The sequence below is a fragment of the Pseudomonas triclosanedens genome, from assembly GCF_026686735.1.
GTDB lineage: Bacteria > Pseudomonadota > Gammaproteobacteria > Pseudomonadales > Pseudomonadaceae > Pseudomonas > Pseudomonas triclosanedens.
In genome coordinates this window covers 2,797,146-2,812,925 of record NZ_CP113432.1, presented here as the reverse complement: position 1 = coordinate 2,812,925, position 15,780 = coordinate 2,797,146, and the positions used below count along the sequence as shown (strand labels likewise).

Genomic DNA, 15,780 nt, shown 5'->3' with positions numbered 1-15,780 from the left:
TGACAGGCAAGGGACAACCACCATGCTCAAACAAGGCGTACTCCGCTGGCCCCAGATCGCCGGGCTCGGCATTTCACTGGTCATCGCCGGCCAGTTCTCTGGCTGGAACTACGGCCTGGCCAGCAGCGGCTGGGCCAACATGCTCGTCGCCACCCTGCTGATGGCCGTGCTCTGCGGCGGCCTGGCGCTGTGCGTGTGCGAACTATCCACCGCCCGGCCCCACGCCGGCGGCGTGTTCGCTTATGCGCAACTGGCCTTCGGGCCCTTCGTCGGCTACCTGGTCGGCGCCGCCTGCGCGCTGGCACTGACCATCGGCACCGGCGCAGCCGCCAACTTCCTCGCCGCCTACATGGAGTCGGTGTTCGGCTTCGGCGGCTGGCCGGTGCGCATCGGCCTGTTCGCGGCGATCATTGGCATCCACATCGTCGGCGTCGGCGAGGCTCTCGGGCTGACCCTGCTGGCCGGCGCCGTGGCGGCCATCGCGCTGCTGGCCTTCGGCGGCGCCATGCTGCCCCACGTGCACTGGGAAAACCTGCTGCCCGCCGCCGGCAGCACGCTGCCGAGTGTAAGCGTCGCCGGCATATTCGCCTGCGTGCCCTTCGCCATCTGGATGTTCATCTGTCTGGAGCAGGTCGCCTCCGCCGCCGAAGAAGCCGCCGAACCGGGCCGCAGCATGCCGCGCGGGATCATCGCCGCCGTCGGCACCCTGCTGCTGACAGCCCTGACTGTCGTGATCAGCGCACCGGGCGCGGCCGGTGTGGAAGTGGTCGGCAACGCGGCTGATCCGCTGTACACCGCGATGACCCACGGCGGGCTCTACGGCGAGCGTGACTGGCTGCCGCTGCTGGTCGGTTCCGGTGCCGTGTGCGGCCTGCTGGCGACCTTCTTCTCGGTGGTGTTCTCCGCCTCCCGCCAGCTATTCGCCCTGGCCCGCGACGGCTTCTTCCCCGCATCGCTGGCTCGCACCAACCGCCGTGGCGCGCCCTACGTCGCCCTGCTGGTGCTGACCGTTATCGGCCTGCCGCTGACTCTGGTGCCGCCGGAAAAGCTTTTGCTGTGCATCGTCCTGTTGCTGGGCAGTTGCCACCTGGTGCTGTTCGCCGCCTATCTGCGCCTGCACCGCACTCAACCCGGCCTGGAGCGCCCGTTCCGCCTGCGCGGCGGTCCCGTCGTGGCCAGCGTCGGCATGCTGTTGACGCTGGTGGTGATCGCCGCCTGCTTCCAACTGGAAGTGGCGATGCTCAGCGCCCTGGCCCTGGTGGTCGCCGTATTGATCCTCAACTATCTGCTGCGCGCCGCCACTCGCGCCGGCAAGCCGCTGGAGAATGCCGAGAATGTCTGAACCAACCCTGCTGCAACGCCGCCACCAGGTCATGGGCGATGCCTCGCCACTGTTCTACGACGAACCGCTGGAACTGGTGAAAGGCGAAGGCGTCTGGCTCATCGATGCCGCCGGCAAGCGCTATCTCGATTGCTACAACAACGTGCCCTGCGTTGGCCACTGCCATCCCAAGGTAGTGGCGGCCATGACCGGGCAGGCAGCGACGCTGAACATCCACACCCGCTACCTCAACGAACGCGTGGTGCGCTACGCCGAGAGTCTCACCGCTACCTTCGCCGAGCCCCTGGACAGCCTGATGTTCACCTGCACCGGCAGCGAGGCCAACGAACTGGCCCTGCGCATGGCGCGCTTCGCCACCGGCAACCAGGGCGTGATCGTCAGCGACTACAACTACCACGGCAACACCACCACGCTGGCGGCGTTGACCACCGCGCTGCCCAGCTCCGAGCCGTTCTCGGCGCACGCGCGTGCCGTGCCGATCCCCTGCCGACGGCACGCCCGAGCAGGTTGCCGAGCGTTACGTGGCCCAAGTCGCCGCCGCCATCGCCGAGCTGCAGACGGTCGGCGTCGGCCTCGCGGCCATGCTGATCGACACCCTGTTCGCCAACGAAGGTATCCCGCGCCTGCCGGCCGGCTACCTGGAGCGCGTGGCGAAGCTGGTGCGCGAAGCCGGCGGCCTGCTGATAACCGACGAGGTGCAATCAGGCTTCGCCCGCACCGGCGATCACATGTGGGGGCATCAGTCGCACCCGCTGGTGCCGGACATCGTCACCCTCGGCAAGCCCATGGGCAACGGCTTCCCCCTGGCGGGCGTGGTGACCAGCCGCAAGTGGGTGGAGATCTTCGGCCGCAGCAACATGTACTTCAACACCTTCGGCGGCTCACCGGTGGCCGCGGCCGTCGGCCAGGCGGTGCTGGACGTGATCGCCGAGCAGGACCTGCAAGGCAACGCCCGGCGCCAGGGCGCCAGGCTGAGCGCCGGGCTGCGCCGCCTCGCCGAGCGCCACTCGATCATCGGCGACGTCCGTGGCCAGGGCCTGTTCTTCGCCGTGGAGCTGGTGCGCGATCGCACCAGCCGCGAGCCAGCCGGCCTCGAAGCGCGGCGCATCGTCAACACCATGCGCCGGCGCGGCGTGCTGATCAGCAAGATCGGCGGCGGCGACAACATCCTCAAGATCCGCCCGCCGCTGGTGTTCGAGGCCGAGCACGGCGAGCATTTCATCGCCACCCTGGACCAGGTCCTGAGCGAGCTCTGAGGCAATACCGATGGAGAGAATGTCCATGACTGATTTCTCGATGCTGGATCATGACCAGCAGATCGCCTGCCTGCGCGACCTGGCACTGGATGCCCTGCGCCACTGGGACGGCGATTTCGTCGGCCTGGAACTGCTCAAGTACCGTGAGAACGCGGTGTTCTGCGCCACCCGCAGCGACGGCATGCGCAGCGCCCTGCGCGTGCATCGCGGCGGCTACCACAGCGAAGCGGCGCTGCGTTCCGAGCTGGCCTGGATGGAGCAGCTGGCCGCCGGCGGCATCGGCGTGCCGAGCATCATCCGCACCCGCAGCGGCGAACACCTGGCCGAGGTGCGCAGCGCCGCACTGGCAGAGCCGCGCTTCGTCGACATGCTCGGCTGGCTTTCCGGCAGCACCCTGGGCTCCGCCGAACAGGGCCTGAGCGCCGATGGCGACATCGAGGCGCTATTCCATCAGGCCGGCACCGTGGCTGCGCGCATCCACCTGAGTTCGGCACAGTGGCGCCAGCCCAACGAATTCACCCGGCACGCCTGGGACGAAGAAGGTCTGCTGGGCAGCAACCCGCTCTGGGGACGTTTCTGGGAGCTGGACCTGCTCAGCGACGAGCAGCACGACCTGCTCCAGCGCACCCGCCAGGAAGCCCGCCTGGACCTGCGCCGCTATGGCCGCAGCCTGGACAACTTCGGCATGATCCACGCCGACCTGGTACCGGAGAACCTGTTGCTCGAAGGCGGCGAACTGCAACTGATCGACTTCGACGATGCCGGCTTCGGCTGGCACATGTTCGAGCTGGCCACCGCGCTGTACTTCTGCCTGGACGACCCGCGCCTGGCGCAAATCCAGGCGGCGCTGCTGGCCGGCTACGACTCGGTCAAGCCGCTGTCCGCCGCCGACCGCGCCGCGCTGCCGCTGTTCCTTGCCCTGCGCGGCACCACGTACCTGGGCTGGGTGCATACCCGGCGCAACAGCGAAACCGCCCGGGAACTGGCGCCCATGCTGATCGAACGCGCCTGTACACTGGCCGCCGCCTACCTCGCCGGCCGCTGAAACTGGCAGAGCGCCGCAACACCCTGGCGCGCAGGCACAAGCCTGCGCGCCAGCCCTGACTGATACTCGGCGTACAACCGAGGTGAACCGCCATGACCGGCATAGCCCGCCACCAGGCAACCGACTCCGATGAACTGGCCTGTGCCCTCGCCGGCTGGAGCCAGGACTACACACAGCTCGGCCACGGCCGCCTGCAGGCGGAGCTGCTGCATGTGCAATTGCCCGGCGCCTCGCTGATCTACGAACACTCCAACCTGCACCTGCACGAGAACATGGCGCCGCCCGCCGGTCACCTGGTGATCGGCATTCCCCTGCGTGCCAGTGCCGATTCACGCTTCAACGGCCAGGCCCTGCACGACGACACCCTGCTGGTGCTCGAAGGCGGCCGCGAGCTGGAAATCTGCGCCGCCGGGGAAATCCACATGCTCGGCCTTACCTTCAGCCAGCCGCAACTGGAGCGCCTGCTCGGCGCCGAGGAGCGTGAACTGTTCGAACGCGCGCTGGACCAACGGCGCCTGCAGCTTTCGCCGACCGGTGCTGGCGGTCTCCGGCGCAGCCTCTGCAATGCCATCACTGCCTTCGAGGACGAGTCCTGGCCGGTGGATGACCCGCAACAGGCCGGGCGTGCCGTTGCCCTGGTACTCAGCCATGTACTGCAGGCACTGGAGGAAATCCTCCCGGGCAGCGACCGCGAAGGCGCGCCACGTTCGCTCCAGCAGCATCGCCGACTTGTGCTGGCAGCCATCGAGCGCATGCAGGCGGATCTCTCCGAGCCGCTGTCGCTGCTGGAACTGAGCCAGAGCCTGAACACCAGCCAGCGCACCCTGCAGTACTGCTTCCGGCAGATCTGCCAGAGCACGCCGCAGCAATTCTTCCTCAGCTTGCGCCTGGCCGAGGCGCGCCGCCGGCTCAAGCAGGAGCCGCAGCAAAGCATCACGAACCTGGCGCTGGATCTGGGCTTCGCCAGTTCCAGCCATTTCTCGGCCTTGTACAAGCGCCTGTATGCGGAGCAGCCGTCACTGACCTCGCGCCCGCGCTGACCGGCAGGAACCCCGAGCATCTGCACCCTTTCGCCGCAGCGAGCCCGCTTTTCCCGGAAATGACCGCCCTTGGCGATCTGGCAACCACACCCAATCACTTGGCAGACAGGAACAACAGCACAGGGCCAGCCCTTACTTAGCATCGGCAGAAGTCACATCCCCTCAATCGACAATAACGAAACGGATGCCTTCACCATGACCCACGCCGCCGTGCTGCGCCCCACCCTGCTCGCCCTGTTCATCGCCGGGACCAGCTCCGCCAGTGCCTACGAGCTGTACTCGACCGACGACACGCACCTGAACGCCGACCTCTCGGCGACCTTCGGGCTGTTCCACAGCCAGGAGCGCTACAACATGAGCGGCACGCTGGATGAAGGCTCGTCTTCCTGGCGCGAAGGTTTCATCAAGTACGGCCTGAGCGGCGACCAGAAACTCGGCGGCGCGGGCACCGTCTATGGCGCGTTCAACCTGCTCAGCTCCGGCACCTGGGGCGATGGCGATGCCGCCGGCTTCAGCGACGGCTCCGAGCGCACCACCAAGATCGAAGACGCCTACGCAGGCTGGCGCTCGGGCGAGATGTTCCCGATGCTCGGTGCCGATGGCATCGACCTGTCCTTCGGCCGCCAGAACATCGTAGTCGGCGACGGCTTCCTGATCGACGGCGATGCGCTGAACATGGGCAATGGCCTGGCCGACGGCGAGTACAACCGCGGCGGCGCCTACTACCTGGCAGCACGCCGCGACTTCGACGAAACCGCCGTGCTGCGCATGGGCGGCAAGCAGGGCTGGCGCGGCGACCTGATGCGCCTGAAATCGGACAACCGTGCCCAGGCCAACTCCGAGCTGTACGTCGCCACCCTGGAGCACGTCGCCGACGCCGCCACCTTCGGCCTGACCTACATCGACGTGAACGACATCGACGAGCAGTACGCCTCGCCCGCCCAGCTTGACCGCAAGGACATGAAGACCTGGAGCGTGCGTGGTACCGGCAATGCCGGCGTGCAGGACCTGTTCCTCTCCGGCGAGTACGCCTGGCAGGACAAGCGCCGCGCAGACAATGAGAACGCCTGGTACCTGGAAGCGGGCTGGACCTTCTCCGACATCGCCTGGAAGCCCTATGTCAGCTATCGCTTCAGCCGCTTCTCGGAAGGCTACGACACCCTCTTCTACGGATTCAGCCGTGGCTTTGGCACCTGGTTCCAGGGCGAAGTGGCGGGCAACTACTCGGGCCCGTTCAACAGCAACACCCGCGTCAACAACATCGGCGCCAAAGTCACTCCGCTTGAAAACCTGAGCATCGGCGCGCAGTTCTTCGACTTCCATACCCTGGATAGCGACCTGGGCAACACCGATGGCCGCGAACTGGACCTCTACGCCGAGTGGGCGATCAACGAGCACCTGGTGATCATCCCGCTGGTCGGCCTCTACCAGCCGAAGAAGAGCGCCGAAGAAGGCGGCACGCAGATCGGCAACGACAACAGCAACCTCTACAGCCAACTGCTGTTCTCCACCACCTTCTGACCGCACCCCGGCCCGCCGCCATGCGCGGCGGGTCTGCCACCGGGCATCCGTGGGGAGCCATCCATGCCGAGTTTTCTGACCTCCATCCAGGGCCGCATCACCTGGCTGGCAGGGCTATGCCTGATTGTCGTGGCCAGTGTGCTGATCGGCCTGTCGCTGCACCAGGCACGCCAGGACAGCCAGGCCATCAAGGAGGACAGCGGCGCCCTGTTCGCCGAGTCGGCCCTGCGCAACCTGGAAACCCAGGGGCAGGTTCAGGCGCTACTGATCCGCGAGCGGTTCAAGGACAACCTGCTGCTCGGCGAGGGCCTGCTACGCACCGTTCAGACCCTGCGCCAGCAACGGCAGCAGGGCGTGCTCGACAGCGCCGCGCTGCGCGCCACGCTGGAGCGTTCGATGGCCGGAACCCTTGCCGCGCACCCCGAGCTGCTGGGGCTGTTCGTAGTGTTCCAGGCCAACGCCCTGGACGGCGCCGACGCACAGTTCACCGCCCGTGAAGCGCTGGGCAGTAACGAGAACGGGCGTTTCGCGCTCTACCTGCTGCGCAACGGCGGCGGCACCCAGCGGGTGATCGGCACCGAGCAGGTACTGGCCGACACCACGCCCGGCCCCAGCGGCCAGCCGTACAACGCATTCTTCACCTGCTCCACCGGGCACGCGCGCCCCTGCGTGCTCGACCCGTATTTCGACGACGCCTCCGGCCAGCGCCGACTGGTCACCAGCGTCACCCTGCCGTTGCTGGAAAACGGCAAGGCGATTGCCGCTGTCGGTTTCGATATCGACCTCGCCGTCCTGCAGCAAAGCAGCGTCACCGGCAGCAAGAGCCTGTTCGAAGGCAAGGGCCGCATCCGTATCCTCAGCCCCAACGGCCTGCTCGCCGGCGACAGCAGCGACGCCTCGCACCTCGGCCAGCGATTCGCCGGCCCGCAGGCCCCGCGCATTCTCGAAGACGTCGCGGCGGGCCGCTCACCAATCTATGACAGCGAGGATGACATCAGCGTGCTGCATAGCCTCGCACCGATTCCCGAATCGGCAAGCTGGGGCATCCTGCTGAGCGTGCCCAAGCCGGCCATGCTCGCCCCGGCACAGCGCCTGAAGGACACCCTCGACCGCCTGCGTTGGCGCAGCACGGTGTTCGAGACCGGCGCAGGCATGGCCGCCGGCGTGCTCGGCATGCTGCTGGTGGCACTCACCGCGCTGGGCATCAGCCGGCCGATCCTGCGCCTGGCGCGCATGCTCGAAGATATCGCCGATGGTGAAGGCGACCTCACCCGCCGCCTGGACTACCCGCGCCGCGACGAACTCGGCAGGCTCGCCACCGCGTTCAACCGCTTCCTCGACAAGCTCCAGCCGAGCATCGCTGCCGTGCAATCGGCCACCCGCGACGCGTATTCCAGCGCCGACCGCTCCGCACAGATCGCCCGCCAGACCAGCGACGGCATGCAGCAGCAGTTCCGCGACATCGACATGGTTGCCACTGCTCTGCACGAGATGTCCGCCACCGCCCAGGACTCCGCACGCAGCGCGGCGCGCGCCGCCGAGGCCGCGCGTGACGCCGAGCAGGCCTGCCAGGAGGGAAACCGCACCCTGGAGGCGACCACCCGGGGCGTCGACGAACTGGCCAGCGGAATGAACCAGGCGATGACCGAGCTTCAGCAATTGGCAGTGAGCAACGAACAGATCGGCTCGATTCTCGAGGTCATCTGCGGCATCGCCGCGCAGACCAACCTGCTCGCCCTCAACGCCGCTATCGAAGCGGCGCGTGCCGGCGATGCAGGACGCGGTTTCGCCGTGGTTGCCGACGAGGTGCGCAGCCTTGCCCGGCGCACGCAGGAGTCGGTTGAGGAAATTCGCGGCGTGATAGAGAACCTGCAAGCCCGCGGGCATTCGGTGAGCGCGGCGATGCAGGACAGCTTCCGCCAGGCCCAGGGCAACGTCGGCCAGGCACGCCAGGCCATCGGCGCGCTACGGCGCATCGCCGATGCGGTGAACCTGATCAGCGAAATGAACCTGCAGATTGCCAGCGCGGCGGAGGAGCAGAGTAGCGTGGCAGAAGAAATCAACCGCAACATCGCCGGCATCCGCGATGTCACCGAAACCATTTCGGATCACGCGCAACAGGCCGCCAGCGCCAGCCGCGCGCTCAATGAACTGGCCAGCCGGCAGCAGGGCCTGGTGGAGCAATTCCGCGCCTGAGCGTCAGTTGTCGCTGCACATCTGGGTCTGACGCAGGTAGCGCACCGCATGCACCTGCCCCTGGGAATCGGCGTAGGTCATCGTGGCCAGGCTCACCTCGCAGCGCTCGTTGGGCTGCTCGATGCTGATCACACGCGCCACGTCCAGCGGCATGCCGTAGCGATAGACCGGCGCCTGGTCGGCGAAGGCGGCGCAGGACATCAGTGCGGCGGGTATGGCGAACAGAATGGATTTCATGGCGGAACCTCCGGGATAACGCGGGTCGCGTCGATCGTGGCCCACCCTGCAAATCTAGCTGAGCGCCCGCCGGCCACACAGACCGCCATTGACAATGGATCGATACGGCATCTGCAACAATGACACTGCGAAACAGGTGAAGTACGGCGACTGTGTCGCTATTTGCCGCCTGTCTGGCCGTTTCCGCACCCCTTGCTCGATTGCAGCCAACCTGTGGCCTGGCGAGAATTACCACCATCGATCGGCCCAGGAGGCACCATGAAACGCATCGCCATGCTGCTGTTTCCCGGCGTCCAGGCGCTGGACGTATCCGGGCCACTGGATGTGTTCGCCGAAGCCAACGCTTTCGTGCCTGCCGGCAAGGGTTACCAGGTCATCACCCTCGCCTCTGCCTCCATGCCGCTGCGCGCCTCCAACGGCCAACGGCTCGTCGCCGACTACGGCCTTGATCACGGCCTGCCGGCCGCCGATATCCTGCTGATACCCGGCGGCCCCGGCTTGCCGGAGCAGACGCCCGCCGCCGAACTGCTCGACTGGCTGCGCGCAGCCTGCGCGCAGGCGCCGCGCTATGGCTCGATCTGCACTGGCGCGTTCCTGCTCGGCCACGCCGGCCTGCTCGACGGCAGGCAGGTGACCACCCACTGGAGCGATGCGCGGCGGCTGGCCGAGCTGTTTCCCCTGGCGCGGGTGGAGCCGGACCGCATCCATGTGCGCGACGGAGCGTTGGTGACATCGGCGGGCGTGACCGCCGGCATCGACCTGGCGCTGGCCCTGGTGGCGGAGGATCACGGCGCGGCGGTAGCCCTCGCCGTGGCCAAGCGCCTGCTGGTGGTGACGCAGCGCCAGGGCGGGCAATCGCAGTTCAGCCCCTTCCTGCAGGCACCGGCGCAAGAAGGCTCGCCGGTGGCACGCATCCAGCGCTACGTGCAGGAGCACCTCGACCAGCCACTGGGTGTGCCGCGACTGGCCGCCGAGGTGGCGATGAGTCCGCGCAGCTTCGCCCGCGTGTTCGTCCGCGAGGCAGGCATCACACCGGGAGAGTTCGTCCAGCGCGCCCGCATCGACGCCGCGCGCGGGCTGCTGGAAGGCAGCGACCAGGCGCTGAAGACGATCGCCTGGCGCTGCGGTTTCGGCAGCCCGGCGCGCATGCGCCTAGTATTCACCCAGCGCCTCGGGGTGACGCCGACGCAGTATCGCGAGCAGTTCCGCCGCGGGACCTGAATGGCTGCTGCGCCTCGTCGCAGGATGGGTGGAGAGCAGCGTTGCCGATGCTGCCGGGAGTGCCGAATTGACGGGTATCGCTGCGTTCCACGCCTACCTGCCTGTGCGTTCATTGGCAGCTCTTGCACGGGCTCAACGGCAGGGCCCGCTGCAATGGGCCGGGCACCCCGCGGCGACTCAGATCGGCGGCGCCGAGCGCAGCATTACCGACTTCAACGCAAACGCCGACTTGATTCCCGCCACGCCCGGAATCTGCGTCAGCGTATTGGTCAGGAAGAGCTGGTACGCCGACAGGTCCTTCACCACCACCCGCAGCATGTAGTCCGCATCCCCGGTCATCTGGAAGCAGCTCATCACCTGCGGCGCCTGGACGATGCGTTCTTCGAACCGCGCCAGGTAGTCGCCGGTCTGTTTCTCCAGGGACACCGAGACGAACACACTCATGCCGCCGGACAACCGCTCTTCGTCGAGGCGTGCGAAGTAGCCCTGGATGTAGTGCTCCTCTTCCAGGCGGCGAACCCGGCGCAGCGTCGGGGTCAGTGACAGGCCGATCTTCTGCGCGAGATCGCGCCAGGACAGGCGGCCGTCGTCGGCCAGGGCGCGGAGGATTTTCAGGTCGGTGCGGTCGAGATCAGCCATTTTTCTCAGTACTACAGGTGGTTGTTTTTATAGTTCAAACACACTAATCCCGAAGCTCTGAGCTAGTCAATTTGGAGCAAAAAACCAATCGGTCACACCTATACTGAAATCACAACTACAACAACCGAGGACCTCACCATGAGTGATGTCACCACCCGCCGCGCGACCCCGCGCAGCACCCGCACCGTAGCCCTACCCGGCCGGGTGCACCCGCCAGGCATGGCTTCTTCCATCTGCTGATCCGATCACAACTGGAGACCCGCCATGACCGACTACGCACCACTCCGCCTGCACGTCCCCGAACCCACCGGGCGTCCGGGCTGCAAGACTGACTTCTCTTACCTGCATCTCTCGCCCGCCGGGGAGGTGCGCAAGCCCGACATCGACGTGGAGCCCGCGCAGACCACCGACCTGGCATTCAGCCTGGTGCGTGTGCTCGATGAGCACGGCAACGCCGTCGGCCCCTGGGCCCCGGAACTGAGCCACGAGCAATTGCTGCGCGGCATGCGGGTGATGCTCAAGACGCGCATCTTCGACGCGCGCATGCTCACCGCCCAGCGCCAGAAGAAGATGTCCTTCTACATGCAGTGCCTGGGCGAAGAGGCCATCGCCACCGCCCACACGATGGCCCTGCAGGACGGCGACATGTGCTTCCCGACCTATCGCCAGCAAGGCATCCTCATCACCCGCGACTACCCGCTGAAAGACATGATCTGCCAGTTGCTCTCCAACGAGCAGGACCCGCTCAAGGGCCGCCAACTGCCGATCATGTACTCCAGCCGCGAGAAAGGTTTCTTCTCGATTTCCGGCAACCTCGCCACCCAGTTCATCCAGGCCGTCGGCTGGGGCATGGCCTCGGCGATCAAGGGCGATACCCGCATCGCCTCCGCCTGGATCGGCGACGGTGCCACCGCCGAATCCGACTTCCACACCGCCCTCACCTTCGCCCACGTCTACCGCGCACCGGTGATCCTCAACGTGGTCAACAACCAGTGGGCGATCTCCACCTTCCAGGCCATCGCCGGTGGCGAAGGCACCACCTTCGCCAACCGTGGCGTGGGCTGCGGCATCGCCTCGCTGCGGGTGGACGGCAACGATTTCCTGGCCGTCTACGCCGCCTCGCAATGGGCCGCCGAGCGCGCCCGCCGTGGCTTCGGCCCGAGCCTGATCGAGTGGGTCACCTACCGTGCGGGCCCGCACTCGACCTCCGACGATCCGTCCAAGTACCGCCCCGCCGACGACTGGACCAACTTCCCCCTGGGCGATCCGATCGCCCGCCTGAAGCAGCACCTGATCGGCCTCGGCATTTGGTCCGACGAGCAGCAGGAAGCACTGCAGAAGGAGCTGGAAGCCGAAGTGATCGCCGCCCAGAAAGAGGCCGAGCGTCACGGTTCGCTGGTGGATGGCCACGTGTTCAGCGCCGCCACTCTGTTCGACGACGTCTACAAGGACCTGCCGGAACACCTGCGCCGGCAGCGCCAGGAGCTCGGGGTATGAATGCCATGAATCCGCAACACGAGAACGCCCAGGCGGTCACCAGCATGACCATGATCCAGGCGCTGCGCTCGGCGATGGACGTCATGCTCGAACGCGACGACAACGTGGTGGTGTTCGGCCAGGACGTCGGCTACTTCGGCGGCGTGTTCCGCTGCACCGAAGGCCTGCAGAAGAAGTACGGCACCTCGCGGGTGTTCGATGCGCCGATTTCCGAGAGCGGCATCGTCGGCGCCGCCGTCGGCATGTGCGCCTACGGCCTGCGCCCAGTGGTGGAGATCCAGTTTGCCGACTACGTCTACCCGGCCACCGACCAGTTGGTATCGGAGGCCGCGCGCATCCGCTATCGCTCGGTGGGCGACTTCGTCGTCCCGATGGTGGTGCGCATGCCTTGCGGCGGCGGCATCTACGGCGGCCAGACGCACAGCCAGAGCCCGGAGGCCATGTTCACCCAGGTCTGCGGCCTGCGCACGGTGATGCCGTCCAATCCCTACGACGCCAAGGGTCTGCTGATCGCCTGCATCGAGAACGACGACCCGGTGATCTTCCTCGAACCCAAGCGCCTGTATAACGGCCCGTTCGACGGTCACCACGACCGCCCGGTGACACCCTGGTCCAAACACCCCGCCAGCCAGGTGCCTGACGGCTACTACAGCGTGCCGCTGGACAAGGCGGCCATCGCCCGCGAAGGCTCGGAGCTGACCGTGATCACCTACGGTACCACGGTCTACGTGGCCCAGACCGCCGCCGAGGAGACCGGTATCGATGCCGAGATCATCGACCTGCGCAGCCTCTGGCCGCTGGACCTGGACACCATCGTCGAATCGGTGAAGAAGACCGGCCGCTGCGTCATCGTTCACGAGGCCACCCGCACCTGCGGCTACGGCGCGGAGCTGATGTCACTGGTGCAGGAGAATTGCTTCCACCACCTCGAAGCCCCCATCGTGCGCGTGACCGGCTGGGATACCCCCTACCCGCATGCCCAGGAATGGGACTACTTCCCCGGGCCGGCGCGGGTTGGCGCGGCCTTCAAGCGCGCAGTGGAGGTCTGAATGGGCACGCATGTCATCAAGATGCCGGACATCGGCGAAGGCATCGCCGAAGTCGAGCTGGTGGAATGGCACGTACAGGTCGGCGACGAAGTCCATGAAGATCAATTGCTGGCCGAGGTGATGACCGACAAGGCGACAGTGGAAATTCCCTCGCCGGTGGCAGGGAAAATCCTCGCCCTGGGCGGCGTACCTGGCCAGGTGATGGCCGTGGGCGGCGAACTGATCCGCCTGGAAGTCGAAGGCCACGGCAACCATCGGGAAGCCGTGCAGCCCAAGGCCCCCGAAGAAGCCCTGGGCACGCCACGGGAAACGCCCCCGGCACGCCCGGAACCGGCGGCCGAAGCGCCGCGGCCCGCGCCCCGCGTGGAGAGCAAGCCCGTCGCAGCGGCGGCTCGGCCCACTCCCGCACAGGCGCCGCGCCGCGCGCCGGGCGAGAAGCCGCTGGCCTCTCCGGCGGTACGCCAGCGCGCCCGCGACCTGGGCGTTGAACTGCAGTTCGTGCAGGGTAGCGGCCCGGCCGGACGCATTCTCCACGACGACCTCGACCACTACCTGACCCACGGCGGCGCAACCGTCGCATCCGGCTACGCGGCACGCCACGACGAGCAGCAGATCCCGGTCATCGGCCTGCGCCGCAAGATCGCCCAGAAGATGGCCGAGGCCAAGCGGCGCATCCCGCACTTCAGCTACGTCGAGGAAATCGACGTCACCGACCTCGAAGCCCTGCGCGTCCACCTCAACGCCAGGCACAGCGCTGCGCGCGGCAAGCTCACCCTGCTGCCCTTCATCGCCCGCGCAATGGTTGTCGCCCTGCGCGACTTCCCGCAGCTCAACGCGCGTTACGACGACGAGGCCGACGTGATCACCCGCTACGGCGCAGTGCACCTGGGCGTCGCCACCCAGAGCGACAACGGCCTGATGGTGCCGGTGCTGCGCAACGCCGAGTCGCGCGACCTGTGGGGCAACGCTGCGGAAGTGGCGCGCCTGGCCGACGCCGCGCGCCACGGCAAGGCCAGCCGCGAGGAACTGTCCGGTTCCACCATCACCCTGAGCAGCCTCGGTGCGCTCGGCGGCATCGTCAGCACGCCGGTGATCAACCATCCGGAAGTCGCCATCGTCGGCGTCAACCGCATGGTCGAACGACCGATGGTGATCAACGGGCAGATCGTCGTCCGCAAGATGATGAACCTGTCCTCGTCCTTCGATCACCGGGTGGTCGACGGCATGGACGCGGCAGCCTTCATCCAGGCCGTGCGCGCCCTGCTCGAACATCCCGCCACGCTGTTCATCGATTGACTGCCGGAGCACCAGACGTGAAACAGAACCAGACTCTGGAAACTACCCTGCTGGTGATCGGTGGCGGCCCCGGCGGCTACGTCGCGGCCATCCGCGCCGGCCAGTTGGGCATCCGCACCGTGCTGGTGGAAGGCGCCGCCCTGGGCGGCACCTGCCTGAACATCGGCTGCATTCCCTCCAAGGCGCTGATCCATGCCGCCGAGGAGTACTTCAAGGCCCGCGAATTCGCCGGCAACTCGCCTCTGGGCATCAGCGTGCAGGTGCCGAGCATCGACATCTGCCGCACCGTGGAATGGAAGGACGGCATCGTCGACCGCCTCACCACCGGCGTCGCCGCGCTGCTGAAAAAGCATGGCGTCACCGTGGTGCGCGGCCAGGCCAGGATCGTCGATGGCAAAACCGTGGAAGTCGGCCTCGCCGACGGCGGCAGCCAGCACATCCACACCGAACACCTGTTGCTGGCGGCCGGCTCGAAGTCCGTCGAGCTGCCGTTCCTGCCGCTGGGCGGCAACGTCATCTCCTCCACCGAGGCACTGGCGCCCAGGGCCCTGCCCAAACGCCTGGCGGTGGTCGGCGGGGGCTACATCGGCCTGGAACTGGGTACCGCCTACCGCAAGCTGGGCGTCGAGGTCACGGTGGTGGAAGCGCAGCCGCACATCCTGCCGACCTATGACCAGGAACTGACCAAACCGGTGGCCAATGCGTTGCGCAAGCTGGGCGTGGAGCTGTACCTGGGGCACAGCGTCATGGGCCTGGAGCCTGGTGGCGCCGGCCTGCGCGTACAGGACGGCGCGGGTTCGCAGCGGGTGATCGAGGCTGACCAGGTGCTGGTCGCCGTCGGCCGCCAGCCCAACACCACCGGCTGGAACCTGGAAAGCCTGCATCTGGACATGAACGGACGCGCCGTGCGGATCGACCCGCAGTGCCGCACCTCCATGCGCGATGTCTGGGCCATCGGCGACATCACTGGCGAACCCATGCTCGCCCACCGCGCCATGGCCCAGGGCGAGATGGTTGCCGAAATCATCGCCGGCAAGCGCCGCGCCTTTGCGCCCACGGCAATCCCGGCGGTGTGCTTCACCGACCCGGAGGTCGTCGTGGTCGGGCTGTCGCCGGAGCAGGCACAAGCCGCTGGCTTCGACGTGCTGACGGCGAGCTTCCCGTTCGCCGCCAACGGCCGGGCGATGACCCTGGAGTCGAACGACGGCTTCGTGCGCGTCGTGGCGCGCAAGGACAACCACCTGATCCTCGGCTGGCAGGCCGTAGGCAAGGCGGTTTCCGAGCTGTCCACCGCCTTCGTGCAGTCGCTGGAAATGGGCGCCTGCCTGGAAGACATCGCCGGCACCATTCACGCCCACCCCACGCTCGGCGAAGCGGTGCAGGAAGCGGCGTTGCGCGCGCTGGGCCACGCACTGCATATCTGATCCCGCCACACCTCCCT

The 15,780-nt window shown here is 67.2% G+C and carries 12 protein-coding genes and 1 pseudogene; 11 read left to right on the top strand and 2 right to left on the bottom strand.

Features of this window, described 5'->3' with window-relative positions; all coding sequences use genetic code 11:
* Positions 1–22: 22 nt before the first annotated feature.
* The 6 genes and pseudogenes from OU419_RS13125 to OU419_RS29105 all read left to right on the top strand — a co-directional run bounded on the left by OU419_RS13125 (position 23) and on the right by OU419_RS29105 (position 8,400).
* Positions 23–1,342 (top strand): amino acid permease, encoded by a 1,320-nt coding sequence (locus OU419_RS13125; RefSeq protein WP_254474547.1) that lies wholly within the window; start codon positions 23–25, stop codon positions 1,340–1,342.
* Positions 1,335–2,598 (top strand): annotated as a pseudogene (locus OU419_RS13120) (aspartate aminotransferase family protein). Before OU419_RS13125 ends, OU419_RS13120 begins: the two are co-directional and overlap by 8 nt.
* Positions 2,599–2,623: 25 nt before the next feature.
* Positions 2,624–3,643, top strand: a complete 1,020-nt coding sequence (locus tag OU419_RS13115) for a phosphotransferase enzyme family protein (protein ID WP_254474550.1) — start codon at positions 2,624–2,626, stop codon at positions 3,641–3,643.
* Positions 3,644–3,735: 92 nt separating this feature from the next.
* Positions 3,736–4,683, top strand: coding sequence for an AraC family transcriptional regulator (locus OU419_RS13110; protein ID WP_254474551.1), 948 nt, complete (start codon positions 3,736–3,738; stop codon positions 4,681–4,683).
* A 195-nt stretch (positions 4,684–4,878) separates the two neighbouring features.
* On the top strand, positions 4,879–6,204 hold the full coding sequence (locus tag OU419_RS13105; RefSeq protein WP_254474553.1) for an alginate export family protein: 1,326 nt from the start codon (positions 4,879–4,881) through the stop codon (positions 6,202–6,204).
* Positions 6,205–6,267: 63 nt separating this feature from the next.
* On the top strand, positions 6,268–8,400 hold the full coding sequence (locus OU419_RS29105) for a methyl-accepting chemotaxis protein (protein WP_254474554.1): 2,133 nt from the start codon (positions 6,268–6,270) through the stop codon (positions 8,398–8,400).
* Between the two features lie 3 nt (positions 8,401–8,403).
* On the opposite strand, the gene OU419_RS13095 is transcribed toward OU419_RS29105, so the two are convergent.
* A complete protein-coding gene (locus tag OU419_RS13095; protein WP_254474556.1) occupies positions 8,404–8,637 on the bottom strand; it encodes a DUF2790 domain-containing protein in 234 nt (77 codons plus the stop codon).
* Positions 8,638–8,895: 258 nt separating this feature from the next.
* Here OU419_RS13095 and OU419_RS13090 point away from each other — a divergent pair, with 258 nt between their 5' ends.
* Positions 8,896–9,858, top strand: coding sequence for a GlxA family transcriptional regulator (locus OU419_RS13090; protein WP_254474557.1), 963 nt, complete (start codon positions 8,896–8,898; stop codon positions 9,856–9,858).
* A gap of 177 nt (positions 9,859–10,035) precedes the next feature.
* Here the strand turns inward: OU419_RS13090 and OU419_RS13085 are convergent, their stop codons facing one another.
* The gene (locus OU419_RS13085) at positions 10,036–10,497 is read right to left on the bottom strand and encodes an Lrp/AsnC family transcriptional regulator (protein WP_254474558.1); all 462 of its coding nucleotides are present in this window, start codon (positions 10,495–10,497) and stop codon (positions 10,036–10,038) included.
* A gap of 264 nt (positions 10,498–10,761) precedes the next feature.
* Between OU419_RS13085 and OU419_RS13080 the strand changes: the two genes are divergently transcribed.
* Genes OU419_RS13080 through lpdA form a run of 4 tightly spaced genes read left to right on the top strand, consistent with a single transcriptional unit; the run spans position 10,762 to position 15,763 of the window.
* Entirely contained in the window at positions 10,762–11,994 is a 1,233-nt protein-coding gene (locus tag OU419_RS13080) for a 3-methyl-2-oxobutanoate dehydrogenase (2-methylpropanoyl-transferring) subunit alpha (RefSeq protein ID WP_254474559.1), read from the top strand.
* Positions 11,991–13,043 (top strand): alpha-ketoacid dehydrogenase subunit beta, encoded by a 1,053-nt coding sequence (locus tag OU419_RS13075; protein WP_254474560.1) that lies wholly within the window; start codon positions 11,991–11,993, stop codon positions 13,041–13,043. The genes OU419_RS13080 and OU419_RS13075 overlap by 4 nt, the downstream gene beginning before the upstream one ends.
* Positions 13,044–14,339: a dihydrolipoamide acetyltransferase family protein gene (locus OU419_RS13070; RefSeq protein ID WP_254474562.1), complete on the top strand. Its 1,296-nt coding sequence runs from the start codon at positions 13,044–13,046 to the stop codon at positions 14,337–14,339.
* 17 nt (positions 14,340–14,356) lie between these two features.
* The gene (gene lpdA / locus OU419_RS13065) at positions 14,357–15,763 is read left to right on the top strand and encodes a dihydrolipoyl dehydrogenase (protein WP_254474564.1); all 1,407 of its coding nucleotides are present in this window, start codon (positions 14,357–14,359) and stop codon (positions 15,761–15,763) included.
* Positions 15,764–15,780 lie beyond the last annotated feature (17 nt).